We start from the raw sequence: 23,016 nt of genomic DNA, 5'->3' as shown, positions 1-23,016 counted from the left end.
CGCAGCCCGGATGAAATCCGGGGGCATTGTCCTCTCGCCATTCCCGGATTGCATCCGGGCTACGCAAAGCAAGAAGCCCAGCATTGGCTGGGCTTCTTTTTACTGCATGCCTATCAGGCGTTGCCGGCAACCTTCATCCGCGCTGCCTGGGTGAAATCGAGCATGCGCTTGAGCGGCTTGATCGCCTTGGGAATCAGCGCCGGGTCGACATGAATCTCACCGGAGCCCTGACGCAGGCCGATCAGCACACGCTCCAGGGTGTTCATCGCCATCCACGGGCAGTGCGCACAGCTGCGGCATGCCGCGCCGTTGCCGGCCGTCGGCGCCTCGATGAAGGTCTTGTCCGGGCACAGCTGCTGCATCTTGTAGAAGATGCCGCGGTCGGTGGCGACGATGAAGGTGGAATTCGGCAGGGTCTGCGCCGCCTTGATCAGCTGGCTGGTGGAGCCCACGGCGTCGGCCAGCTCGACCACGTTCTGCGGCGATTCCGGGTGCACCAGAATGGCGGCGTCGGGGTACAGCGCCTTCATGTCCAGCAGCTGCTTGGACTTGAATTCCTCGTGGACGATGCAGGCGCCGTCCCACAGCAGCATGTCGGCACCGGTCTCGCGCTGGATGTAGTTGCCCAGATGCCTGTCCGGCGCCCAGATGATGGTCTCGCCGTTGTCCATCAGGCTCTCGACGATCTCCAGCGCGCAGCTGGAGGTCACCACCCAGTCGGCACGCGCCTTCACCGCCGCCGAGGTGTTGGCATACACCACCACGGTGCGCTCGGGATGCTGATCGCAGAAGGCCGAAAATTCTTCCACCGGGCAGCCCAGATCCAGCGAACAGGTCGCCTCCAGCGTCGGCATCAGCACGCGCTTTTCCGGGTTGAGGATCTTCGCCGTCTCGCCCATGAACTTGACCCCGGCCACCACCACGGTCTGCGCCGGGTGCTGGTTGCCGAAGCGGGCCATTTCCAGGGAGTCGGAAACGCAGCCACCGGTTTCCTCGGCCAGCGCCTGGATGACCGGATCGCAGTAATAGTGCGCCACCAGCACCGCGTTCTGCTTCTTCAGCTCGGCGGCGATTTCGCGGCGATAGAAAGCCTCTTCCTCGGCGGTCAGCGGCTTGGGCTGCTTGGCATCGAGGTGGGCTTGAACCAGAAGGCGTTCGGAAATCTGCGTCATATCATCGAACCTGCGGCGCTCTTGAGCAAGCTGCGAGTATACCCCCTGCCTGCCCATCGCCACAGGCGGGGCAACATGGCCAGAGGGCTTTTCCGAGAGCAAAAAAAAGCCAGTCTGACGACTGGCTTTTGCGATCTGGTGGGTCGTGTAGGATTCGAACCTACGACCAATTGGTTAAAAGCCAACTGCTCTACCAACTGAGCTAACGACCCAACGCGAGGCGCATGATACTGATTTAATTCAGGAAATCAACACTTCGCGAAAACTTTTTCAGAAGTAGCGAGTTGCATCGGGTACGCCGGCTGCGGCAAAACCGGCGGCGCGCAGGCGGCAGCTGTCGCACTTGCCACAGGCGCGGCCGTCATCGTCGGCCTGGTAGCAGGAGACGGTCAGCGCATAGTCCACGCCCAGGCGCATACCGGCCTGGATGATCTCGCCCTTGCTCATCTGCTGCAGCGGCGCACGGATGGCAAAGCCCTGCCCCTCCACACCAGCCTTGGTCGCCAGGTTGGCCATGCGCTCGAAAGCCGCGACGAACTCCGGGCGGCAATCGGGATAGCCCGAGTAGTCCACCGCATTGACGCCAATGAAGATATCGCGCGCCCCCAGCACTTCGGCCCAGCCCAGCGCCAGGGACAGGAACACCGTGTTGCGTGCCGGCACGTAGGTCACCGGGATGCCTTCGCCCGGGGTTTCCGGAACCGCGATGCTGCTGTCTGTCAGCGCCGAGCCACCGATGCCGTTGAGATTCAGGCCGATCACCTTGTGCTCGACCACGCCCAGTTGCCGGGCAACGCGTTCGGCCGCCTGCAGCTCGGCGCGATGACGCTGCCCGTAATCGAAGCTCATGCTGTAGCAGGCGTAGTCCTCGGCCCTGGCCATGGCCACCACGGTGGCCGAATCCAGGCCGCCGGAAAGGAGGATGACCGCTTTCTTGTCGCTCATGATCAGTGTCCCGGCTCGTCGTTCCAGAGAATCTTGTGCAGTTGCAGTTGCAGGCGCACCGGCAGGTTGTCCGCCACTATCCAGTCGGCCAGCGCCCGTGCTTCCACCTGCTTGTGGCTGGGCGAGAACAGCACCTCGCCGGCTCGGGCCGCCAGGTCGTACTGGATCAGCTTGGACACTGCCCAATCGTAGTCCTCGCGCGAACAGATGACGAACTTGACCTGGTCATTGGCGGTCAGCCACTCGATGTTCTCGTAACGGTTGCGCTGCACTTCAGCCGAACCGGGCGTCTTCAGATCCAGCACCTTGCTGACCCGCGGGTCGACGGCCGAGACGTCGAGCGCGCCGCTGGTCTCCAGCGACACCTCGTAACCGGCGTCGCACAGACGCGTGAGCAAGGGGATGCAGTTGGGCTGGGCCAGCGGCTCGCCGCCAGTGACGCAGACGTAACGCGGCCGATAGGCGGCCACCTGATCGAGGATGCTGTCCAGGGTGACGATCTCGCCGCCGCTGAAGGCGTAGGCGGTGTCACAGTACTGACAGCGCAGGGGGCAGCCGGTCAGGCGCACGAATACCGTCGGCAAGCCGGCGGTACGCGTCTCCCCCTGCAACGAGTAGAAAATCTCGGTGATGCGCAGGGTTTCTTGCATGGTAGCCACGGGCGTGATGACGAAACAGGTCATCCGCCTCCGTTGCGTGGAAAGACAGGAACGTCGGCCGCGGCCGACGTTCGACGAGGCATGGCGACAGGGAAATCAGCCGAGCTGAAACCCCGTGGGCCATGCGAGCGCGCATTCTAATGGATCACGCGAGACTGGATAAGAAAAACCCGCGACGAGCGCGGGTTTGTTCATCGATTCTCGGCTTACAGACGCTGCAGGTCGCGCTGGGCCAGCTGCGCGGCCGAACTGCCCGGATACTGGGCGATCACCTGCTGCAGAATGCCGCGCGCCTTGTCGTTGTTGCCCAGGCGACGCTCGACGTCGGCCAGCTTGAACAGCGAATCCGGCACCTTGGCGTGGCTCGGGTAGGCCTGGCTGACCTTGGCAAAGGCCTGACCGGCGGCTTGCAGATCGCCCTTGGCCAGGTTCACTTCGCCCAACCAGTACTGCGCGTTGCCGGCGTACTGACTGTTGGGATAACGGTTGAGAAAGGCGGTGAATGCCTGCGACGCCTTGTCGAAATCCTTGGCCTTGATCAGGTCGAAGGCTGCGTCGTAATAGAGTTTTTCCTTGGCCGGATCGCCCGGCTCGGCGCTGGCCTGCTGCTGAGCGGCAGGTGGCGTCGGGGTGCCATTGGCGTTGATCGCGCCGTTGGCGGAATTCTGTGCGGGAGCTCCACCGGCAGCGGCGCCGGAGGAAATACGTTGATCCAGATCCTGGTAACGCTCCAGGCCTTCCTGCTTGAGGCGCTGGATTTCATTCTGCTGTTCTTCAAGCATGCCGCGCAGCTGGGCGATTTCCTGCTGCATCTGCTCGAGCTGATTGAACAGCATGCCCTGCGCTGAAGCGGGCGCTTGCGCACCCGCTCCGGCGTAGGCGCCGGCCGTACCATAACCCGCCGGAGGATAGCTGCTGCCTTGTTGCATGGAGCTGCTTTCCAGTACGGGAACTTCCGCCATCGCCGCAAGCGGCAGGGCGAGTGTCAGAAGGGTCAGGATACGACGGCAATCACGCATGGCAGCTTACTTACGCAGCTCTACGCGACGGTTCTGGGCCCAGGACTGCTCGTCGTTGCCAGTGGCAACCGGACGCTCTTCGCCGTAGGAAACCAGTTCCAGCTGAGCCGGGGAAACGCCCTGCAGAACCAGGTAGCGCTGAACGGCCTTGGCACGACGCTCGCCCAGAGCCATGTTGTACTCACGGGTACCGCGCTCGTCAGCGTGGCCTTCCAGAACGACGCGAGCGCCGTTGCCTTTAAGGTCCTTGGCGTGTACGTCCAGAGCGCGCATGGCTTCGGCCTTCAGGTCGGAGCTGTCGTACTCGAAGTAGAAGGTGGTGATAGCGCGCAGAGCAGCTTCTTCGCTCAGGCTGCCATCAACAGCGCCAGTGTTGGCACCGTAGCCAGCGTTCGGGTCGACAGCGCCTTCGCCAGCAGCGTCGCCGCCTTTGGAGGAGCAACCTACGGCAACGGCGAGAGCCAGGGACAGTGCAGCGAACTTACCGAATTTCAGCATTTCCATCATGTAACTCCTAATGAACCCCAGTTGTGTTAAGCAATAAAGGTGTAGCACCGCATCAGTTCAGGTAAGGGGACCAAGAAGGCTCTCGAACTTCGCCTTGAGCGGTAGGAAGAGGGAGCCTCACGCGTCCATTGGTGGACGCCAACATCAAGACTCCCCGGCCCTGCTGGCGGGTGGCGTAGATTAGCATGGTGCCATTGGGCGCAACAGTGGGCGACTCATCCAAACTTGTGTCTGAAAGTATGCGCAGACGGTTGGTTTCCAGGTCCTGCGCAGCCACCTTGAACACGGTGAAACCGTCCTGACGATGGATCATCACCAGGGTCTTCTCATCAGCCGACAATTTCGGGTTGGCGTTGTAGTTACCGACGAAGGTCACTCGCTCCACTGCCCCGCTATTGATGTTGGTCTTGTAGATCTGCGGACGGCCCGCGCGATCCGAGGTGAAGTACAGAGTCTGACCGTCCTTGCCCCAGAAGGGTTCGGTATCAATGGCGTAATGGTTGGTGATGCGGCGCATCTGCCGGCTGCCCATGTCCATCACGTAGATTTCCGGGTTGCCGTCACGCGACAGCACGAAAGCCAGGCGATTGCCGTCCGGCGACCAGGCCGGCGCGCCGTTGAGGCCTTCGAAGTTGGTGATCTGCTCGCGGCGGCCGGTATCGATGTGCTGCACGAAGATGCGCGGACGACGCTGCTCGAACGACACGTAGGCGATGCGGCGGCCATCGGGAGCGAAGGACGGCGACAGGATCGGCTCACGCGACTGCAGCAGGGTCACGGCGCGAGCGCCGTCGTAGTCGGAGCGCTGCAGGGTGTAGCGGGTATTGTTGGCGCCCATGCGCTCGGCCGTGACGTAGAGCAGGCGCGTGGAGAACGCACCCTTGACGCCGGTGAGCTTCTCGAACGACTGGTCGGCGATATGGTGAGCCATGTCGCGCAGCTGATCGGTGCCGCCACCGACGTTGCCGGTCATGACCTGCTGCTCGGTGTTGACGTTGAACAGCGCGTACTGCACCTGCAGGCGGCCGCCGTTGGGGACGATGTTGCCGACCAGCACGTACTGCGCGCCGAGGGCCTTCCAGTCGCGGTAGATGACTTCGCTGGCCTGGGTCGGCAGGCTGATCATGTTCTGCCGCGGGATGGGCTCGAAGTAGCCGGAGTTGCGCAGGTCGTTGCCGATGATCTGCGACATGTCCTCGGGCAGCACCGAGCCGCCCTGCCAGCCGAACGGCACCACGGCGATCGGAGTGGCGCGGTCGGCGCCGTGAGAGATCACCAGCGGGTCGGCCGCCTGGACGCTGCCGACCAGCATGACCAGCCCCAGCAGGGCGATACGAATCAGGGTATTCACAGAGCTCAATCCTCCGGTTTGAAAATGACGCGACGCTGCCTGTACATACGGTCGAAGGTAGCGCGATCCAATTGTTGCATCTCGGGAATACGCCCGACGTTACGTACCGCAGCCACGGCCGAGCTGTCGAACGGCGCATCGCCACTGGAGCGCGATACGCTGGCATTGGTCACGGTGCCATCGGGCAGCATCTGGATCAGCAGCTCGACGCTCATGCCGCGGCGCGCCGACATCGGTCGCTGCCAGTTCTCGGTGATCAGCTTGATGATCAGATCATCAAGGTTACCCGCCACCTTGTCGCCATGGGTTTCGGCCAGCGCCTGCTGGTTCTGCACGTTGTCCGAGAGCAACTCGGCCAGCGCCGCCGCCTTCTGATCCTCGGCTGCCTTGCGTCGGGCCTCTTCGGCCTTGCGCTTGGCATCCTCGGCGGCCTTCTTCTTCGCTGCCTCGGCAGCTGCCGCCTTCTTCTTCGCCTCTTCTGCAGCGGCCTTTTTCTTGGCCTCTTCAGCGGCTTTCTTCTTCGCTTCTTCCTCGGCGCGCTTCTTGGCGATATCGGCCTGACGCTTCTGCTCGGCCGCCTTTTCGGCTTCGGCCTTCTTCGCTGCTTCGGCTTTGGCCTGTTCGGCCTTTCGAGCCTCTTCCGCCTTCTTTTGTTCCTCGGCTTTCTTGGCCGCGGCTACCTTCTGCGCTTCGGCCTGGGCCTGCTTCTGCTCCTCGGCCTTCTTCTGCTCGAGCCTCTCGGTCTCGAACTGCGGCGCCGAGGTCTTCTGCGCCTCGCCTGCCACCTTCTGCGTGGTCTGGGTGGTGGCCTGGCTCTGCGACTGCAACTGGTACAGGGTGGCCTGCACCACCGGACGCGCTGGCGGCAGTTCGGGCGTGAAGGCGAAGCTGACGAACAGCATGGCGAACATCAGGACGTGCAGACCCACGGCCCAGACCACGGGCCAGAAGTAGCTTTCCGACTGCGAACGCTCGGTCTGCTGCATCAGGGCGCCTCGGTAATCAATCCGACGTTGCCCACGTCGGCCTGTTGCAAGCCGCCCATGGCCGCCATCACGGTGCCGTAGTCGACGGTGCGATCACCGCGCACGAACACCTGCACCTGCTTACCCTGGCGACGGTTCTCGGCAATGATCGCCGAAACCGCCTGAGTCATCTGCTCGAGGGTGGAGGCGCGCTCCTGCTCGGTATCGACGTCGACCTCGCTGCCCATGTTCCAGTAGTAGGTCTTGTCGGCCTTGATGGAAATGGTCAGCACCTGGGCGTCGTTGTCCTGCGGCAGCGCTTCGCTGCTGACCTTGGGCAGGTCGACCTTGACGCCCTGGTTGAGCATGGGCGCGGTGACCATGAAGATGACCAGCAGCACCAGCATCACGTCGATGTAGGGCACCACGTTCATCTCGGCGACCGGTTTGCGTCTGTTGCGAATTCTCGCCATGGCTAGAACCTATCCTGTGCGCGCGTCTTAGTCTTCCGAGGTGTGCACCTTGCGGTGCAGGATGGCCTGGAACTCGTCGGCGAAGGTGTAGTAGCGGCCGATCAGCATTTCGCCGCGGGCAGAGAAGCGGTTGTAGGCGATGACCGCCGGAATCGCCGCGAACAGACCGATGGCGGTGGCGATCAGCGCTTCGGCGATACCCGGGGCGACGGTGGCCAGGGTGGCCTGCTGCACCTGGGCCAGGCCGCGGAAGGAGTTCATGATGCCCCACACGGTACCGAACAGGCCGATGTACGGGCTGGTGGAACCGACGGTGGCGAGAAACGGCAGCGCGGTTTCCAGCTTCTCTTCCTCGCGGGAAATGGCCACGCGCATGGCACGCGCCACGCCGTCCATCACCGCGTCCGGGTCGACGCCCTGCTGCTGACGCAGACGGGAAAATTCCTTGAAGCCGGCACGGAAGATCTGCTCCAGACCGGAATCCGGATCGGGGTTGCTGCCGGCCTGGCGATACAGCTTGGACAGGTCGATACCGGACCAGAAACGATCCTCGAAGTTGTCCAGAGCACGCTTGGCGGCGCGGATGGCATTACTACGCTGGAAGATCATCACCCAGGAAATGACCGAGGCGGCCACCAGGGTCAGCATCACCAGCTGAACCAACAGACTGGCGTTACTGATCAGACTCCACATCGACATATGGTCAACGGCGTTAGCTTCCACGCTTACTCTCCTGCTGCAATTAAACCCGGCGCCTGCGTCCCGGCGAACGCGTGTCGCAGGGATTCGGGTATAGCCCGGGGTTTCAAGTTGTCGGCGCGCACACAGGCCACCAGAAACTGCCCTTCGCAGAGCAGCGCATCATCCGCGGCCCGCCTGACCTGTTGACGAAAGCGCAGGCTGGCACGGTTCAATTCGATCACATCGGCGCTGATCACCAGTTCGTCATCCAGGCGCGCCGGCGCGTGATAACGCGCCTCGGCAGAATGCACGACGAACAACAGGCCCTCACCGGCAAGCGTCGACTGGGCAAAACCCAGCTGACGCAGGCGCTCGGTGCGAGCCCGCTCCATGAATTTGAGGTAGTTGACGTAGTAGACGATGCCACCGGCATCGGTGTCTTCGTAATAGACCCGGCAGCGGTGACTGAACGGCTGGACTCCGTTTTGCGCGCACATACTCTAGTGCCCGCCCTGTCGCTTGCCAATCCGGCTGGGTAACAATTTTTTCGTCATTCGTCGCTCACTGCGAACAAGTCTCCGCTCGGCTGCTCGCCGAGACGTTTCGGGGTGTTGAGGCCAAAGTGCAGATAGGCGTGACGGGTCACCACCCGCCCGCGCGGCGTACGCATCATATAGCCCTGCTGGATCAGATAGGGTTCGAGCACATCCTCGATGGTGTGGCGCTCTTCGCTGATGGCGGCCGCCAGGCTGTCGACGCCCACCGGTCCACCGTCGAACTTCTCGATCATGGCCAACAGCAGACGACGGTCGGAGTGGTCGAAGCCACGTTCATCGACATCCAGCAGGTTGAGCGCCTGGTCGGCGATCTCACGGGTGATGTGGCCACGCCCGCGCACTTCGGCGAAGTCGCGCACGCGGCGCAGCAGGCGGTTGGCGATACGCGGCGTGCCGCGTGCACGACGCGCGATCTCGTAAGCGCCCTGGTCTTCGATGGGCAGGCCGAGAATGCCGGCAGATCGCGTGACGATGGTAGCCAGGTCGTCGATACCGTAGAACTCCAGGCGCTGGACGATGCCGAAGCGGTCGCGCAGCGGGTTGGTCAGCATGCCGGCGCGGGTGGTGGCACCCACCAGGGTGAAGGGCGGCAGATCGAGCTTGATCGAGCGCGCCGCCGGGCCTTCGCCGATCATGATGTCGAGCTGGAAGTCCTCCATGGCTGGATACAGCACCTCCTCGACTATCGGCGAGAGGCGGTGGATTTCGTCGACGAACAGCACGTCCCCGGCTTCCAGGTTGGTCAACAGGGCAGCCAGATCGCCCGGACGCTCCAATACAGGGCCGGACGTGCTCTTGATCGATACGCCCATTTCCTGGGCGATGATATTGGCTAGGGTGGTCTTGCCCAGGCCGGGCGGACCGAAGATCAGGGTGTGATCGAGCGACTCCGCCCGGCCACGAGCAGCCTGGATGAACAGCTCCATCTGCTCGCGCACGCCGGGCTGGCCAATGTAGTCGGCCAGCTTCAGCGGACGGATGGCACGATCCTGCTGTTCTTCGCGCTCGCGCGGGCTGGCGGTAATCAGGCGATCGGCTTCGATCATCGCAATACTTCCACTACGCCATGCCGCGCAACGCGCGACGAATCAAATCTTCACTACTCAAGCCATCCTCCTTGACGGCAGCCACGGCCCGGCTGGCCTCCTGCGGCTTGTAGCCGAGGGAAATCAGAGCGCTCACCGCATCGTTCTCCGCGCTTGAGACTGTCGCCCCCAGGCGAGGTTCAACCACCAGGGTGGCGATGGCCGGCATGGTCTCCCAGGCCTTGAACCTGTCCTTGAGTTCCACCAGCAGCCGCTCTGCGGTCTTCTTGCCGACGCCGGGCACCTTGGTCAGCGCCGCCGTGTCCTGGGCTTGCACGCAGCGCACCAGCTCGTCGACCTCCAGCCCGGACATCAAGGCCAGCGCCAGCTTGGGGCCGACGCCATTGAGGCGGATCAGCTCGCGGAACAGCTCGCGCTCGCGCTTCTCGAAAAATCCGTAAAGCAGATGGGCGTCTTCGCGCACCACCTGATGGGTGTGCAGCGTCAGCGTCTCCCCCACCGCAGGCAGACGATATAGGGTGGTCATCGGCACTTCCAGCTCATAACCGACGCCATTTACATCCAGAAGCAAATGCGGCGGCTGCTTTTCCGCCAGGGTGCCGCGCAAACGTCCGATCACCACTGTTTTCCTTTCAAGAGGTTATAAACGAAGACGACCGCCACGCCGCTTGGCACTGGCCAGCCCATGGGGAATCAGGCTCTGCCGGTGATGGGCATGGCACAGGGCGATACCCAGGGCATCGGAGGCGTCGATCTGCGGTTTTTGCACCAGCTTGAGCAGGTGCATGACCATCATCTGTACCTGCTGCTTGTCCGCTGCACCGGTGCCGACCACGGCCTGCTTGACCTGAGTAGCGGTGTATTCGCTGATTTCCAACCCCGCTTCCACCGCCGCGACAATGGCAGCGCCTCGTGCCTGGCCTAGCTTGAGGGCCGAGTCGGCATTGCGCGCCATGAACACCTGCTCGATGCCCATGGTCACCGGCCCATGGGTGCGAATCACTTCGCTGACGCCGCGAAAGACGATCTGCAGACGCTCGGCCAAGGGACCGTCGCCGGTGCGAATGCAGCCCGAGGCGACGTACTCGCAGCCACGCCCGGTATCGCGCACCACGCCATAGCCGGTAATGCGCGAGCCGGGATCGATGCCTAGAATCAGGGTCATATCAGCAACTGTCTATTTATCCAGTTGGCGAGTATACGGGCCGCCCCCGGCGCCGTCATCCGCCGCCGCTCGGCCCGACGAAAAAAGCCGGAGTCGCTGTTCAGCGCTTCCGGCTTGATCAGATCGCGAACGCCACAGGGTCAAACGCTGGCCTCAGCCGAGCTGCTCCATGATCTCGTCGGCGACTTCGGCGTTGTGATAGACGTTCTGCACGTCATCCAGATCTTCGAGCATGTCGATCAGCTTGAAGACCTTCTGCGCGGTTTCCAGATCAGCAATCGGCGCGCTGATCGAGGGAATCATGGCGATTTCCGCCTCCTCGGCCTTGAAGCCGGCAGCGCCCAGCGCTTCGTTGACGGCGTGGAACTCGGTGAAGCTGGTCGACACCAGGGCCGAACCGTCCTCGCCCATCTCCACGTCATCGGCACCCGCCTCCAGCGCGGCTTCCATCAGGGCGTCCTCATCGACACCCGGTGCGAAGCTGATCTGCCCCTTGCGCTCGAACATGTAGGCAACCGAACCATCGGTGCCGAGGTTGCCGCCGCACTTGGTGAAGGCATGACGCACTTCTGCGGCGGTGCGGTTGCGGTTGTCGGTCATCACCTCGACGATGATGGCCACACCGCTCGGCGCATAGCCTTCGTAGCTGAACTCGATGACGTTATCGGCTTCGTTGTTGCCGGCGCCGCGGGCGATGGCGCGGTCGATCACCTCGCGCGACATGTTGTTGGTCAGCGCTTTGTCCACGGCCAGGCGCAGACGCGGGTTGTCCGCCGGAACCGGGCCACCATGCTTGGCCGCGACCGTCAGCTCACGGATCAGCTTGGTGAAGATCTTGCCGCGCTTGGCGTCCTGACGCCCCTTGCGGTGCTTGATGTTGGCCCATTTGGAATGACCAGCCATAACTCACTCCATCTATAAGGTTTTCACAATTGCCAGGCGTGAGGGTTCGAGTCTCTCCACCCCATAACGAAGAAGCCTGGGATCTCCAGGCTTCTTTTGCAGGCTTATTCGGCCTTGGCTTGCTCACGCAGGCGGATATGCAGCTCGCGCAGCGACTTGGCATCCACCACACCCGGCGCCTGGGTCATGACGCAGGCCGCGCTCTGGGTTTTCGGGAAGGCGATCACTTCGCGGATCGAGCTGGCGCCGGTCATCAGCATTACCAGGCGATCCAGGCCGAAAGCCAGACCACCGTGGGGCGGCGCACCGTACTTGAGCGCATCCAGCAGGAAGCCGAACTTCTCCTGCTGCTCGTCTTCGCTGATGCCGAGCACGCGGAACACGGTCTGCTGCATGGCCTTGTCGTGGATACGGATCGAACCGCCACCCAGTTCGGTGCCGTTGAGCACCATGTCGTAGGCGCGCGACAGTGCGGCAGCCGGGTTGGCCTCCAGCTCCTCGGGGGTGCACTTGGGCGAAGTGAAGGGGTGGTGCATGGCGGTCAGGCTGCCATCGTCGTTCTCCTCGAACATCGGGAAGTCGACGACCCACAGCGGCGCCCACTCGCAGGTCAGCAGGTTCAGGTCATGACCCAGCTTGATGCGCAGCGCACCCAGGGCTTCGCTGACGATCTTGGCCTTGTCCGCGCCGAAGAACACGATATCGCCATCGACGGCGCCAACGCGGTCGAGGATGACATTGATGTTGTCCAGCGGGATGTTCTTGACGATCGGCGACTGCAGACCGTCAACGCCGGCAGCGCGCTCGTTGACCTTGATGTAGGCCAGGCCCTTGGCGCCGTAGATGCCGACGAACTTGGTGTAGTCGTCGATCTGCTTGCGCGGCATGCTCGCCCCGCCCGGTACGCGCAGCGCGGTAACACGGCATTTCGGGTCGTTGGCAGGACCTGCGAAGACCTTGAATTCAACGTCCTTGAGCTGGTCCTCGACGTCCACCAGCTCCAGCGGGATGCGCAGGTCCGGCTTGTCCGAACCGAAACGGCGCATGGCTTCGGCCAGCGGCATGTGCGGCAGTTCGCCGAACTCGACACCCAGCACTTCCTTGAACAGGTTGCGCACCATGGTCTCGGTGATGTCCATGATGTCTTTTTCATCGAGGAAGCTGGTCTCGATGTCGATCTGGGTGAATTCCGGCTGACGGTCGGCACGCAGGTCCTCGTCGCGGAAGCACTTGGCGATCTGGTAGTAGCGGTCGAAGCCGGCCACCATCAGTAGCTGCTTGAACAGCTGCGGCGACTGCGGCAGGGCGAAGAAGCTGCCGGCGTGGGTGCGGCTCGGCACCAGATAGTCGCGTGCGCCTTCAGGCGTGGCGCGGGTCAGGATCGGCGTCTCGACGTCGAGGAAGCCGTTGTCGTCCAGGTAGCGGCGGATGCTCGAGGTGATGCGCGAGCGCAGCTTGAGCTTCTCGGCCATCTCCGGGCGACGCAGGTCGATGAAACGGTAGCGCAGGCGGGTTTCCTCGCCGACGTCCGTGTATTCGTTGAGCGGGAACGGCGGGGTTTCCGCCTCGTTGAGCACGTCCAGCTCGTAGCCCAGCACTTCGATGGCACCGGAAGCCATGTTCGGGTTGACCGCACCGGCCGGACGCAGACGCACCTTGCCGGTGATCTTCACCACGTATTCGCTGCGCACGCGGTCGGCCTTGGCGAAGGTCTCCGCGCGATCCGGGTCGAACACCACCTGGGCCAGGCCTTCACGATCACGAATATCGAGGAAGATCACCCCACCATGGTCACGGCGACGGTGGACCCAGCCGCAAAGGGTGATTTCCTGGCCATCCAGGCTCTCGTTCAGTTGGCCGCAATAGTGGCTGCGCATCATGATCGTGGTTCGCTTCTCTAAAAGGTCTTGGATGGGTCAGGCGTATCCTGCGCACTGGGCGGAGGCAACGCCGCGGCGAGCGTCCAGCCGCGCGCCCCGTGTTGAAAAAGAGCGGGATTATATAGGGTAAATCGCCCCGGCGCAGCCGCCCGGCAGATGCCTTCTATAATGAAGGGCGCCTCCATCATGGAGAAGATGCCATGCCCCTGCCCCGCCTAGCCGATCTGTCCAGCGACCTGCTGGAGGACTTTCGCCTGGATGCCGCCGACCAGTTCCCGCGTTGCGAGCAACTGCTGATCGAACTGGAGCACGCGCCCAGAGACGGCGAACGGCTACGTGAACTGTTCCGCCTGGTGCATACGCTCAAGGGCAACCTGGGTTATATCGATCTCAATGCCCTGATGCCCTTGCCACAGGCCATGGAGGACGTGCTGGACGCCCTGCGCAGCGGGCGCCTGGCGTTCGACAGCCTGCTTGGCGACATCCTGCTGCTGACGCTGGACCATCTGCAGGCCCTGATTGGTCAGGCACTGGGCGGCCCGGACGCACGCCTGAGCCAGATGCAGTTCGAGCACCTCTGCCAGGCGCTGCAGGCCCTGGCCGTGACGCCAGCCGAACGACAGACGGAGGCTCGCCGCACATTGCTGCAGCAGATCGACCCCAGCACCCGTCTGCAAGCCCCGCCAGCTCTCGCCGAGAGCCCTACCGAGGCGCTGCTGGCTCGCCACGGCATCGCCGCCGACCCGGATCTGCAGTTCTTCGCTGCGCTCACCCAGGCCGCCGAACAACGCTCGCACTACTGGCGAGGACGCAACCTGCGCCTGCTGGATCTGGCCCTGAGCATCAATGCCCAGGGCGGTCAGGTCGAGCGCCCCGAGCAACTGGCAGCGGCGGTATGCCTGCACGATCTGGGCATGGCGTTTCTGCCGCTGGAACTGCTGCACAAGCAGGCCGATCTCAGCCGCGACGAACGGCGCCTGGTCCATGGTCACCCACGTCTGGCCAGCGAGCTGCTAAAGCGCATGCCTGACTGGGCGCCGGCCATGGAGATCATTCTGCAACATCAGGAACACGCCGACGGCAGCGGCTATCCCAAGGGCCTGCGCGAAACCGAGATCGCACCCGGGGCGCTGATCCTCAATATCGTCGACACCTTCGATGCACGCACCCACGAGCGCGCGCACCAGACGCTGAGCAAGCGCCCGCTTCTGCGGGCGATACTCGAGATCAACAATCTCGCCGGACAGCAGTTCAGCGCCCATTGGGTCGACGTCTTCAACCGCACCCTGCAGCAACGGCCCAACCTGGCGCACGGCTGAAACGGCTGTACCGGATCGACTGCAGTGGCTAAGCTCCGCGCTTCATGGATAGCCCAGTGCAAGGAGTTCGCATGCCCTCTCTAAGCGGAAAAACCGCCGTGATCACCGGCGCAGCCTCGGGTATCGGCCAGGCACTTGCCGTTCGCCTGGCGGCCGAAGGCTGCCAACTGGCCCTGGCCGACATCGATCTGCCACAGCTGGAACGCAATGCCGAAGCGCTGCGCCACCAGAGCCCGCGCGTCACCTGCCATGCCCTGGACGTGGCCCAGCGCGACGCGGTGCATGCCTTCGCTGAGCAGGTGATAAGCGAACACGGCGGCGCCGATCTGATCATCAACAACGCCGGCGTGGCCGTATCGCAGACCATCGATCAGCTCAGCTACGAGGATTTCGAATGGCTGATGAACATCAACTTCTGGGGCGTGGTGCATGGCAGCAAGGCCTTTCTGCCGCACCTGCTGCGCCAGGGCAGCGGGCATATCGTCAACCTGTCGAGCATCTTCGGCATCGTCAGCCTGCCGAGCCAGGGCGCCTATAACGCCAGCAAGTTCGCCGTGCGCGGCTTCACCGAAGCCCTGCGCCAGGAGGTCGCCTGCCGCGGCGTGGCGGTCAGTTGCGTCCATCCCGGCGGAATCAAGACCAATATCGCCCGCTCCGCACGCTTCTATCGCGGCATAGATGGCTCTCAGGACGCCGAGCGCGCCTGCCAGAATTTCGACAAGCTGGCGCGAACCACCGCGGCCCGGGCGGCCGACGTCATCGTCAATGGCATCAAGAGCGGCAAACCGCGCATCCTGGTGGGCAGCGATGCGCGCCTGCTCGACCAGATTCAGCGACTGCTGCCGGCGTCCTATCCCGGGCTGCTGGCCAGACTACTGGGCAGAAAGGGAACCGCAAGCCATCAATAGCTTCTAACCATCGCTTTCATTGATCCAAGCCAGAATCGCCCCGCATCTCGCCATGTTAGGCTCTGCCCACATTGCCGGATAAGCATCCCGGGCTCACCTGAAAGGAGAAAGACCATGGAAATCAATATAGGAATCGCCGAACAGGATCGCGCCGCCATCGCCGAAGGCCTTTCGCGCCTGCTGGCCGACACCTACACCCTGTACCTGAAGACCCACAACTTCCACTGGAACGTCACCGGCCCGATGTTCAACACCCTGCACCTGATGTTCGAAGGGCAGTACACCGAACTGGCCCTCGCCGTGGACGCCATCGCCGAACGCATCCGCGCGCTGGGCTTCCCGGCCCCGGGCACCTATGCCGCCTACGCCCGCCTGTCCTCGATCAAGGAAGAGGAAGGCGTGCCCAGCGCAGACGAAATGATCAAGCAACTGGTGCAGGGCCAGGAAGCCGTCGTACGCACCGCCCGCGGCATTTTCCCGCTGCTGGACAAGGTCAGTGACGAACCCACTGCCGACCTGCTGACCCAACGCATGCAGGTGCATGAAAAGACCGCCTGGATGCTGCGCAGCCTGCTCGCCGCGTGACACGCCCAAAGGCCCGGTTTTCCGGGCCTTTTCATTAGGCAGAGAGGCACGGGCTGTTCTATGCTCTGGCCATTCGCCATAGACTTGTTCGAGACATATGAGTCAGCCGCCCAAACCGCCCAGCATCATCGACCTGTATCCCGAGGAGACCCGCGAGGCAGCGGCGCTGCTCAAGCAGGCCGTGCCATTGATGATGCGTTACGACATCCCGCCCAATCCGGTGCACTATGCACTCTGGTACACCTACAGCAGAGGTAGCGAGCCGGAGCTCAACCGTCGCCTGGACAAGGTCGTCGAGGATTTCGACGTGTTCCCGCCGGATACCGCCAGCAAACTCTTTCGCGACTACATCATTCGCGGCGAGCTGGAGGAGGCCCGTGCCGGCCAGCAGCAGGTGATCGAACTGGTCGATGACATCGAGGGTGACGTTTCCCGCAGCGTGATCGGCAGCGAGAACTATCAGCAGAGCCTCAGCCATGGGCTCAGCGCCCTGCAGGAACCGATCATCGACGACCTGCCCAGCGTGCTCAGCGGTTTGCAGGAAAGCACCCAGCTGATGCAGGACCAGCAGGAGAAGTTTCTCTACCGCCTGCGCGCCGCCCAGGAGGAAATCACCCACCTGCGCAGTCAGCTCGAGCGGGCGCACCTGGCTGCAACGCTCGATAGCCTGACCCGGGTGTTCAACCGACATGCCTTCACCCGCCTGCTGGAACGCGCCCTGAGCGAAACCCACAAGGGCCTGGCGTTGGTCATTCTCGATATCGACCATTTCAAACAGTTCAACGACCAGTACGGCCACCCGCTGGGTGATCGGGTGTTGCAGCACGTTGGCCAACTGTTGCGCGACCTTCTGCCGTCAGGCGCCTTTGCCGCCCGTTATGGTGGCGAGGAATTTTGCGTGGTACTGCGCGACTGCGTCGACCTGGGAGCGGTTCTCGAATTTGCCGAAAAACTACGCAACAAGATCCAGGCGCTGCGGGTCAAGGTACGCCGTACCGATCAGGTGCTGGACAGCATTACCGCCTCCTTCGGCTGCGCCCTGGCCGAGGCGGACGACAGCCTGGAAACACTGCTGACCCGCGCCGACGACGCGCTCTATCAGGCCAAGCGCAGTGGCCGCAACCAGGTTCACCCGATTACCAGCAAAACCGTGCTAAGCGCTTGATTTGAGTAGCCCCCGCCTTTGCTGTTAAATAGGTCGGCGCGCCGCGTTAACGTCTTGCGGCGCCTGCACCCTGATCCACCGGTGCGCGCCCTGGCCATCCAACTCGCCACCCGCAGAGCGTGCTCCCTCCGCAACACCTTGAGTCATCATTCAATCAGTGAGTTCATCGAAGATGTTGAAGATTGCCCATCTCGTGACAGGGTTCGCCGCCCTGCTGCTGTCTGCCGTACCCGTTTTTTCTGCCTCGTTCCTGACCACTCCGGATGCCATCTATCTGGCCCTAATCGGCCTGCTCAACCTGCTGATCGCCACGCAACAACCCTCATACTTCGGCGGCCTGCGCCAACAGCTGCAGGGCCTGGCCTCCGCTCTGCTGGTCCTGGCTGCCGTCGTGCAGAGCCTGGTACTGCTGGCTCCACTGCCGAGCATCGGCGACCAACCGGCTGTCTGGCTTACCCTGCTGATCACCAGCGCCGCCGTTCTGCTGCAACTGGCAGCCCAGGTACGCCCGTCCCTGCCACAAAGCGCCCAGCGCAGCACCGAGCAATCGAGCGTCACCAGCTCCCAGGAGTCGCGTGAGACCGGCACGGTCAAGTGGTTCAACACCTCCAAGGGTTTCGGTTTCATTTCTCGCGACTCGGGGGAGGATATCTTCGTGCATTTCCGTGCCATTCGCGGCGAAGGCCACCGGGTGCTGATAGAAGGCCAGCGCGTGGAGTTCTCGGTCATGCAGCGCGACAAGGGTCTGCAGGCGGAAGACGTGATTGCCGCAGCACCTTCGCGACGCTGAATCGCGCACAAAGAAAAGCCCGGGAAACCGGGCTTTTTCAATTCAGTAATGCGGAGGCGGCGCTTCGTCTTCGACGATGCCCACCTGCCCCTGCAATTCCTCCTGACGCCGCGCCAACGCAGACAACTGCAGTTGCAAACGCTCGATACGCTTGTGCTGTTCGACCAGCTCATCGCTCAACGCCTGGATGGTGTCGTCCTGAAAGGCCAGACGACTTTCCAGCTCCATGACCCGCGCCTCGAGACTCATGCCACCTCTCCCGAAAACTCGAAATTCTCGGTCAACACCAGACGCAGCTTGCTGACGAGCTGGCGTACCTGCTCCTCTTCATAGGGTCGCGGCGGATTGCGCCCCCATACCGGCGCAGGCCATGCAGCATCGCCGCGCCGCCGCACGATCACGTGCATGTGCAGTTGGCTGACCACATTGCCCAGCGTCGCCACGTTCATCTTGTCGGCGGCAAAGGTGTCCTTGAGGGTTTCGGCCAACAAGGTGGTTTCCTGCCAGAGCTGACGCTGATCAGCGGCGTCGAGCTGGAACAGCTCGCTGACCTCATCGCGCCGTGGCACCAGGATGAACCAGGGGTAGTTGGCGTCGTTCATCAACAGCAAACGACACAGGGGGAAATCCCCGATCAGCAGGCAGTCCTGCTGCAAACGCGAATCCAGGGCGAACATAAGGTTCTCCTCGCTTCAATCCAGTCAACCAAGCGTAGCGCCGGTAAGGCGCGGCCGAGGGCGCGCAGCATACGCGCCCCCAAACGACAATTCATCCCGCGCCACGCACCAACGGAAGGCAACCCCGCCCGAGCGGCACCGCAGGCGTGCACCATTTTGTTTCCTCCCGTAATGGCCAGGATCAAACGTTACCGCCGACGGTATCGAAAGACATACTGGCAATGAGCGGCAGCGCCATCCGCCGATCAGCGGCGCCACGTGGCCGAAGCCCCCCATCTGGCAGGCCCAGCCCGAATCGTCCACCTCAACAAATCAAGGTTTTAGCGCTTAACGTGGATTTTGAGCACGACTTTTGCTAAACATTCCGCAATGCCCGGCACGCCGCGCAGTCGATCAATAACAGCGGTACCAGGCAACTCAGAACCGCGACAACGTCGACGGAACGAAACGCAAGCGCAGAACTACAGATTTGCGACATTCATCAACAGGCAATGCGACACCGCCATGACCGAATGCGCAACGAATAGACTGCAACTATCGCCAATATTGGCTGCATGCTATAAGTTACCGCCGACACAAAAAGAAAGAGCCGCCCATACAACAAAACAATGGGCAGCGCAACTCTTCTAAACCAAAGGAGCAATCACGATGCAAGTGATGAAGTGGAGCGTAATCGCCCTGGCAGTAGCCGCGGGTACCAGCCAACTGGCGTTTGCCAGCGCACAATCCGAGTCCAACGGTTTCGTTGAAGACAGCAGCTTCAACATCCTGAACCGTAACCTGTACTTCTACCGCGACTTCCGCAACCATCCGACTCGTACTGACGACCCGCAAGAATGGGGCCATGGCATCATCGGCACCTTCGAGTCCGGCTTCACTCAAGGCACCATCGGCTTCGGCGTTGACGCAATTGGCATGCTCGGCATCAAGCTGGACAGCGGTAAAGGCCGCGCAGGCTCCGGCATGTTCCCGACCGACAGCGATGGTCGCTCGCAAGATGATTACTCTGAAGCTGGCGGCGCGGTAAAACTGCGCCTGTCTAACACTGTTCTCAAATACGGCGACCAGTTCACCGCTCTGCCTGTATTGAGCACCGATGACAGCCGCCTGCTGCCGGAAGTTGCTGAAGGCTTCTTGGTAACCAGCAATGAGATCGAAGGCCTGGAGCTGCACGCCGGTCATTTCACCGCGATCAATGCCCAAGATCAGACCTACCATGACAGCATCGGCCTCAAGAGCGCCGACGTGCTCGGCGGTTCTTACAGCTTCAACGACGATCTGTCTGCCTCGCTGTACTACTCCGACGTAGAAGACGCGTTCAAGAAATACTACGGCAACGTCAACTACACCATCGGCATGGGCGAAGCCCAATCGCTGAACTTCGACTTCAACATCTATCGCACCAAGTACGATAAAGAGTACACCGATACCGGTTCGAGCGAGAAAAACACCATCTGGAGTCTCGCTGCAGCCTATAACATCAGCGCTCATACATTCACCCTTGCCTACCAAAAGTCCCATGGCGGCTTTGACGGCATCGGCTATGACTATGGTGTAGACGGCGGTGGTACCATTTGGCTGGCTAACTCCATTCAGCGCTCTGACTTCAACGCTGAAGATGAGAAATCCTGGCAGGTCCGTTATGACCTGGACTTCGCCGAATACGGCGTACCGGGCCTGAAGTTCATGACCCGCTATGTTCGCGGTACCGACGCCAACGTCGGCGACACTACCAACGGCAAAGAGTGGGAACGCGACATTCAGGTCGGTTACACCATTCAAAGCGGCCCTGCCAAGGACCTGAACATGCGTGTACGTCAGGCCACCTATCGCAGCAGCGATGGCGTGTACTACGGTGCAGCTTCTAGCGACGAAGTTCGCGTAATCCTCGAGTACCCGCTGAGCATCCTGTAACCTAGGAACCAGCAAATACTTGAATAAGAGAGGCCCGGGAGACCGGGCTTTTCTTTTTGAGTATTAACATTCAAATCGGCAACGCATATGTCCCCGTTACGTGGGCAACGAGTTCATTCTCATTACCCGCCGAATACAACGAAACTTCACATACCGCCTGACGCCTGCTCAAACGCAGTATTCGAGCCACGGCCAGCAGGTCCACCGGCCGGGGCTTGATCAGAAAGTTGATATTGAGATTGGACGTCACCGCCATCTCCACCCGACCGAGACGCCCCAGTACCACGGCATACATGGCGGCATCGCCGAGGGCCATGATGGTCGGGCCGGACAGCGTGCCACCGGGTCGCACCAGCTTGCTATGAAAGGGCACCCGTGCCAGCACGCCCTCCTCGTCCAGCCGGTCGATACGCAGGTCGATATCCTCGGCCATGGGCAACCCGGCCCGAATCAGTGTCTGCACTTCCAACGCGGTCAATCCCACCCTCGCCTCCTTCTGGCTCACCGGCGCCGCTTCCGCAGCCCCGTCCTGTACGCCACTGTATAGGCACCGTACAATGCCGGCCTATTCCAAGCCCTAGCAACCGACAGAACGGCCAAACATGCGTACCAGTCAGTTCCTGCTCTCGACCCTGAAAGAAACCCCTTCCGATGCCGTGGTGATCAGCCACCAGCTGATGCTGCGTGCCGGCATGATCCGCAAGCTGGCCTCCGGCCTGTACACCTGGCTGCCGATGGGCCTGCGCGTGCTGCGCAAGGTCGAGAACGTGGTGCGCGAGGAAATGAATGCCGCCGGTGCGCTGGAAGTGCTGATGCCGGCCATTCAGCCTGCCGAGCTGTGGCAGGAGTCCGGTCGCTGGGTGCAGTACGGCCCCGAGCTGCTGCGGGTCAAGGATCGTCACGAGCGCGAATTCTGCGTCGGCCCGACCCATGAAGAGGTCATCACCGACCTGGCCCGCAACGAGCTGAACAGCTACAAGCAGCTGCCGATCAACATGTACCAGATCCAGACCAAGTTCCGTGACGAGATCCGTCCGCGCTTCGGTCTGATGCGTGGTCGCGAGTTCATCATGAAGGACGCCTACTCCTTCCATGCCGACCAGGCGTCCCTGCAGGAAACCTATGACCGCATGCATCAGGCCTACTGCAACGTGTTCAGCCGCCTGGGCCTGAACTTCCGACCCGTACAGGCCGATACCGGCTCGATCGGCGGCACCGGCTCCCACGAGTTTCACGTGCTGGCCGAGTCCGGCGAAGACGATATCGCCTTCAGCAACGTCTCCGACTACGCCGCCAACATCGAGAAGGCCGAAGCCGTGCCGCGCGAGAAAGAGCGCGCTGCCGCGACCGAGGACATGCGCCTGGTCGACACCCCCAACACCAAGACCATCGACGCCCTGGTGCAGGGCTTCGGCCTGGCCATCGAGAAGACCATCAAGACCCTGGTGGTGCATGCCGCCGAGGAGGGCAAGCTGATTGCCCTGATCGTGCGCGGCGACCACGAGCTGAACGAAATCAAAGCTGCCAATCTGGAGCAGGTGGCAAGTCCGCTGCAGATGGCCAGCGAAGCGGAGATTCGCGCCGCCATCGGCGCCGGCCCCGGCTCCCTGGGGCCGGTCAACCTGCCGATCCCCTGCATCGTCGATCGCAGCGTGGCGCTGATGAGCGACTTCGCCTCCGGTGCCAACATCGAAGACAAGCACTATTTCGGCGTCAACTGGGAGCGCGACCTGCCGCTGCCGACCGTTGCCGACCTGCGCAACGTGGTTGCAGGCGACCCCAGCCCGGACGGCCAGGGCACCCTGGAAATCAAGCGCGGCATCGAAGTCGGCCACATCTTCCAGCTCGGCACCAAGTACAGCGAGGCGATGAACTGCCAGGTACTGGGCGAGAACGGCAAGCCGGTCACCCTGACCATGGGCTGCTACGGCATCGGCGTATCGCGCGTGGTAGCCGCGGCCATCGAGCAGAACCACGACGAACGCGGCATTCTCTGGAACGACGCCCTGGCGCCGTTCCACATCGCGCTGGTACCGCTGCGCTACGAAACCGAACAGGTACGCGAGGCCACCGACAAGCTGTATGCCGAACTCACCGCCGCAGGCTATGAGGTGCTGCTGGACGACCGCGACAAGAAGACCAGCCCCGGCATCAAGTTCGCCGACATGGAGCTGATCGGCATTCCGCACCGCGTGGTGGTCAGCGACCGCGGCCTGGCCGAGGGCAATCTCGAGTACAAGAGCCGCGCCGAGACCGAAGCCCAGGCCGTACCGCTGGCCGAGATCCTGCCCTTCCTGCAAGCCCGTATCAGCCGCTGATCACGCCGCACCGAGAC

At 62.4% G+C, this 23,016-nt stretch carries 24 protein-coding genes, 1 tRNA gene and 2 pseudogenes; 8 read left to right on the top strand and 19 right to left on the bottom strand.

From position 1 onward, the window contains the following. Positions 1-113: 113 nt before the first annotated feature. The 16 genes from nadA to aspS form a co-directional block, all read right to left on the bottom strand. A complete protein-coding gene (gene nadA / locus N7333_RS06915) occupies positions 114-1,172 on the bottom strand; it encodes a quinolinate synthase NadA (protein ID WP_129483495.1) in 1,059 nt (352 codons plus the stop codon). Positions 1,173-1,308: 136 nt separating this feature from the next. Then, positions 1,309-1,384: transfer RNA gene (locus N7333_RS06910), tRNA-Lys, on the bottom strand. A gap of 58 nt (positions 1,385-1,442) precedes the next feature. Further along, a complete protein-coding gene (gene queC / locus N7333_RS06905) occupies positions 1,443-2,117 on the bottom strand; it encodes a 7-cyano-7-deazaguanine synthase QueC (RefSeq protein WP_129483494.1) in 675 nt (224 codons plus the stop codon). Between the two features lie 2 nt (positions 2,118-2,119). Continuing rightward, positions 2,120-2,767, bottom strand: coding sequence for a 7-carboxy-7-deazaguanine synthase QueE (queE, locus tag N7333_RS06900; protein ID WP_096827780.1), 648 nt, complete (start codon positions 2,765-2,767; stop codon positions 2,120-2,122). Between the two features lie 215 nt (positions 2,768-2,982). After that, a complete protein-coding gene (gene ybgF, locus N7333_RS06895; RefSeq protein WP_003241689.1) occupies positions 2,983-3,795 on the bottom strand; it encodes a tol-pal system protein YbgF in 813 nt (270 codons plus the stop codon). A gap of 6 nt (positions 3,796-3,801) precedes the next feature. Further along, positions 3,802-4,299, bottom strand: a complete 498-nt coding sequence (pal, locus tag N7333_RS06890; RefSeq protein ID WP_003241687.1) for a peptidoglycan-associated lipoprotein Pal — start codon at positions 4,297-4,299, stop codon at positions 3,802-3,804. Between the two features lie 55 nt (positions 4,300-4,354). Beyond that, complete coding sequence (gene tolB, locus N7333_RS06885; protein WP_003241685.1) at positions 4,355-5,653, bottom strand: Tol-Pal system beta propeller repeat protein TolB; 1,299 nt, start codon at positions 5,651-5,653, stop codon at positions 4,355-4,357. 5 nt (positions 5,654-5,658) lie between these two features. Then, a complete protein-coding gene (tolA, locus tag N7333_RS06880; RefSeq protein WP_096827138.1) occupies positions 5,659-6,642 on the bottom strand; it encodes a cell envelope integrity protein TolA in 984 nt (327 codons plus the stop codon). Continuing rightward, positions 6,639-7,091: a protein TolR gene (tolR, locus tag N7333_RS06875; RefSeq protein WP_003241681.1), complete on the bottom strand. Its 453-nt coding sequence runs from the start codon at positions 7,089-7,091 to the stop codon at positions 6,639-6,641. Before tolR ends, tolA begins: the two co-directional genes overlap by 4 nt. 27 nt (positions 7,092-7,118) lie before the next feature. Beyond that, on the bottom strand, positions 7,119-7,814 hold the full coding sequence (gene tolQ, locus N7333_RS06870) for a protein TolQ (protein ID WP_012017899.1): 696 nt from the start codon (positions 7,812-7,814) through the stop codon (positions 7,119-7,121). A gap of 2 nt (positions 7,815-7,816) precedes the next feature. After that, a complete protein-coding gene (gene ybgC / locus N7333_RS06865) occupies positions 7,817-8,269 on the bottom strand; it encodes a tol-pal system-associated acyl-CoA thioesterase (RefSeq protein ID WP_129483493.1) in 453 nt (150 codons plus the stop codon). Between the two features lie 53 nt (positions 8,270-8,322). Beyond that, entirely contained in the window at positions 8,323-9,375 is a 1,053-nt protein-coding gene (gene ruvB / locus N7333_RS06860) for a Holliday junction branch migration DNA helicase RuvB (RefSeq protein ID WP_003241673.1), read from the bottom strand. Between the two features lie 13 nt (positions 9,376-9,388). Further along, entirely contained in the window at positions 9,389-9,994 is a 606-nt protein-coding gene (gene ruvA, locus N7333_RS06855) for a Holliday junction branch migration protein RuvA (protein WP_003241671.1), read from the bottom strand. Between the two features lie 21 nt (positions 9,995-10,015). Continuing rightward, complete coding sequence (ruvC, locus tag N7333_RS06850) at positions 10,016-10,540, bottom strand: crossover junction endodeoxyribonuclease RuvC (RefSeq protein ID WP_003241668.1); 525 nt, start codon at positions 10,538-10,540, stop codon at positions 10,016-10,018. A 153-nt stretch (positions 10,541-10,693) separates the two neighbouring features. Further along, positions 10,694-11,443, bottom strand: a complete 750-nt coding sequence (locus N7333_RS06845; protein ID WP_129483492.1) for a YebC/PmpR family DNA-binding transcriptional regulator — start codon at positions 11,441-11,443, stop codon at positions 10,694-10,696. A gap of 104 nt (positions 11,444-11,547) precedes the next feature. Further along, complete coding sequence (gene aspS / locus N7333_RS06840) at positions 11,548-13,323, bottom strand: aspartate--tRNA ligase (protein ID WP_036986948.1); 1,776 nt, start codon at positions 13,321-13,323, stop codon at positions 11,548-11,550. 200 nt (positions 13,324-13,523) lie between these two features. On the opposite strand from aspS, the gene N7333_RS06835 reads away from it, so the two are divergent. From N7333_RS06835 to N7333_RS06810, 6 genes and pseudogenes are all read left to right on the top strand, one after another. Next, positions 13,524-14,642: an HD domain-containing phosphohydrolase gene (locus N7333_RS06835; protein ID WP_129483491.1), complete on the top strand. Its 1,119-nt coding sequence runs from the start codon at positions 13,524-13,526 to the stop codon at positions 14,640-14,642. Positions 14,643-14,713: 71 nt separating this feature from the next. Next, positions 14,714-15,550 carry an SDR family oxidoreductase gene (locus N7333_RS06830; RefSeq protein ID WP_129483490.1) on the top strand — a complete coding sequence of 279 codons (837 nt, stop codon included), beginning with the start codon at positions 14,714-14,716 and terminating at the stop codon, positions 15,548-15,550. Between the two features lie 114 nt (positions 15,551-15,664). Beyond that, positions 15,665-16,135 (top strand): Dps family protein, encoded by a 471-nt coding sequence (locus N7333_RS06825; protein WP_024307258.1) that lies wholly within the window; start codon positions 15,665-15,667, stop codon positions 16,133-16,135. Between the two features lie 97 nt (positions 16,136-16,232). Beyond that, positions 16,233-17,300, top strand: coding sequence for a GGDEF domain-containing protein (locus N7333_RS06820; RefSeq protein ID WP_129483489.1), 1,068 nt, complete (start codon positions 16,233-16,235; stop codon positions 17,298-17,300). A 172-nt stretch (positions 17,301-17,472) separates the two neighbouring features. Further along, positions 17,473-17,784 (top strand): annotated as a pseudogene (locus N7333_RS06815) (cold shock domain-containing protein membrane protein); the annotation flags it as partial. Between the two features lie 90 nt (positions 17,785-17,874). Next, a pseudogene (locus N7333_RS06810) lies at positions 17,875-18,090 on the top strand (cold-shock protein); the annotation flags it as partial. Between the two features lie 42 nt (positions 18,091-18,132). Here N7333_RS06810 and N7333_RS06805 read toward each other — a convergent pair. Together N7333_RS06805 and N7333_RS06800 are read right to left on the bottom strand one after the other, a co-directional pair. Then, a complete protein-coding gene (locus N7333_RS06805) occupies positions 18,133-18,339 on the bottom strand; it encodes a SlyX family protein (RefSeq protein WP_129483487.1) in 207 nt (68 codons plus the stop codon). Further along, positions 18,336-18,767 carry an HIT domain-containing protein gene (locus tag N7333_RS06800; RefSeq protein ID WP_129483486.1) on the bottom strand — a complete coding sequence of 144 codons (432 nt, stop codon included), beginning with the start codon at positions 18,765-18,767 and terminating at the stop codon, positions 18,336-18,338. Before N7333_RS06800 ends, N7333_RS06805 begins: the two co-directional genes overlap by 4 nt. Before the next feature lie 648 nt (positions 18,768-19,415). Between N7333_RS06800 and N7333_RS06795 the strand changes: the two genes are divergently transcribed. Further along, positions 19,416-20,681, top strand: coding sequence for an OprD family porin (locus N7333_RS06795; protein WP_003241652.1), 1,266 nt, complete (start codon positions 19,416-19,418; stop codon positions 20,679-20,681). A gap of 70 nt (positions 20,682-20,751) precedes the next feature. Here the strand turns inward: N7333_RS06795 and N7333_RS06790 are convergent, their stop codons facing one another. Continuing rightward, positions 20,752-21,159 carry a PaaI family thioesterase gene (locus N7333_RS06790; protein WP_129483530.1) on the bottom strand — a complete coding sequence of 136 codons (408 nt, stop codon included), beginning with the start codon at positions 21,157-21,159 and terminating at the stop codon, positions 20,752-20,754. 124 nt (positions 21,160-21,283) lie between these two features. Between N7333_RS06790 and N7333_RS06785 the strand changes: the two genes are divergently transcribed. Next, positions 21,284-22,999, top strand: coding sequence for a proline--tRNA ligase (locus N7333_RS06785; protein WP_012017888.1), 1,716 nt, complete (start codon positions 21,284-21,286; stop codon positions 22,997-22,999). Positions 23,000-23,016 lie beyond the last annotated feature (17 nt).

The sequence above is a fragment of the Pseudomonas sp. GD04158 genome (assembly GCF_029834875.1).
Taxonomy (GTDB): Bacteria; Pseudomonadota; Gammaproteobacteria; order Pseudomonadales; family Pseudomonadaceae; genus Aquipseudomonas; species Aquipseudomonas hydrolytica.
This window is presented reverse-complemented; position numbering and strand designations above follow the sequence as displayed.

What these genes read in the sequence shown, in the direction of transcription:
- nadA (WP_129483495.1), bottom strand. Translation starts at nt 1,172, where the DNA reads ATGACGCAGATTTCCGAACGCCTTCTGGTTCAAGCCCACCTCGATGCC.
- queC (WP_129483494.1), bottom strand. Translation starts at nt 2,117, where the DNA reads ATGAGCGACAAGAAAGCGGTCATCCTCCTTTCCGGCGGCCTGGATTCG.
- queE (WP_096827780.1), bottom strand. Translation starts at nt 2,767, where the DNA reads ATGCAAGAAACCCTGCGCATCACCGAGATTTTCTACTCGTTGCAGGGG.
- ybgF (WP_003241689.1), bottom strand. Translation starts at nt 3,795, where the DNA reads ATGCGTGATTGCCGTCGTATCCTGACCCTTCTGACACTCGCCCTGCCG.
- pal (WP_003241687.1), bottom strand. Translation starts at nt 4,299, where the DNA reads ATGGAAATGCTGAAATTCGGTAAGTTCGCTGCACTGTCCCTGGCTCTC.
- tolR (WP_003241681.1), bottom strand. Translation starts at nt 7,091, where the DNA reads ATGGCGAGAATTCGCAACAGACGCAAACCGGTCGCCGAGATGAACGTG.
- ybgC (WP_129483493.1), bottom strand. Translation starts at nt 8,269, where the DNA reads ATGTGCGCGCAAAACGGAGTCCAGCCGTTCAGTCACCGCTGCCGGGTC.
- ruvB (WP_003241673.1), bottom strand. Translation starts at nt 9,375, where the DNA reads ATGATCGAAGCCGATCGCCTGATTACCGCCAGCCCGCGCGAGCGCGAA.
- ruvC (WP_003241668.1), bottom strand. Translation starts at nt 10,540, where the DNA reads ATGACCCTGATTCTAGGCATCGATCCCGGCTCGCGCATTACCGGCTAT.
- N7333_RS06845 (WP_129483492.1), bottom strand. Translation starts at nt 11,443, where the DNA reads ATGGCTGGTCATTCCAAATGGGCCAACATCAAGCACCGCAAGGGGCGT.
- aspS (WP_036986948.1), bottom strand. Translation starts at nt 13,323, where the DNA reads ATGATGCGCAGCCACTATTGCGGCCAACTGAACGAGAGCCTGGATGGC.
- N7333_RS06835 (WP_129483491.1), top strand. Translation starts at nt 13,524, where the DNA reads ATGCCCCTGCCCCGCCTAGCCGATCTGTCCAGCGACCTGCTGGAGGAC.
- N7333_RS06830 (WP_129483490.1), top strand. Translation starts at nt 14,714, where the DNA reads ATGCCCTCTCTAAGCGGAAAAACCGCCGTGATCACCGGCGCAGCCTCG.
- N7333_RS06825 (WP_024307258.1), top strand. Translation starts at nt 15,665, where the DNA reads ATGGAAATCAATATAGGAATCGCCGAACAGGATCGCGCCGCCATCGCC.
- N7333_RS06820 (WP_129483489.1), top strand. Translation starts at nt 16,233, where the DNA reads ATGAGTCAGCCGCCCAAACCGCCCAGCATCATCGACCTGTATCCCGAG.
- N7333_RS06805 (WP_129483487.1), bottom strand. Translation starts at nt 18,339, where the DNA reads ATGAGTCTCGAGGCGCGGGTCATGGAGCTGGAAAGTCGTCTGGCCTTT.
- N7333_RS06800 (WP_129483486.1), bottom strand. Translation starts at nt 18,767, where the DNA reads ATGTTCGCCCTGGATTCGCGTTTGCAGCAGGACTGCCTGCTGATCGGG.
- N7333_RS06795 (WP_003241652.1), top strand. Translation starts at nt 19,416, where the DNA reads ATGCAAGTGATGAAGTGGAGCGTAATCGCCCTGGCAGTAGCCGCGGGT.
- N7333_RS06785 (WP_012017888.1), top strand. Translation starts at nt 21,284, where the DNA reads ATGCGTACCAGTCAGTTCCTGCTCTCGACCCTGAAAGAAACCCCTTCC.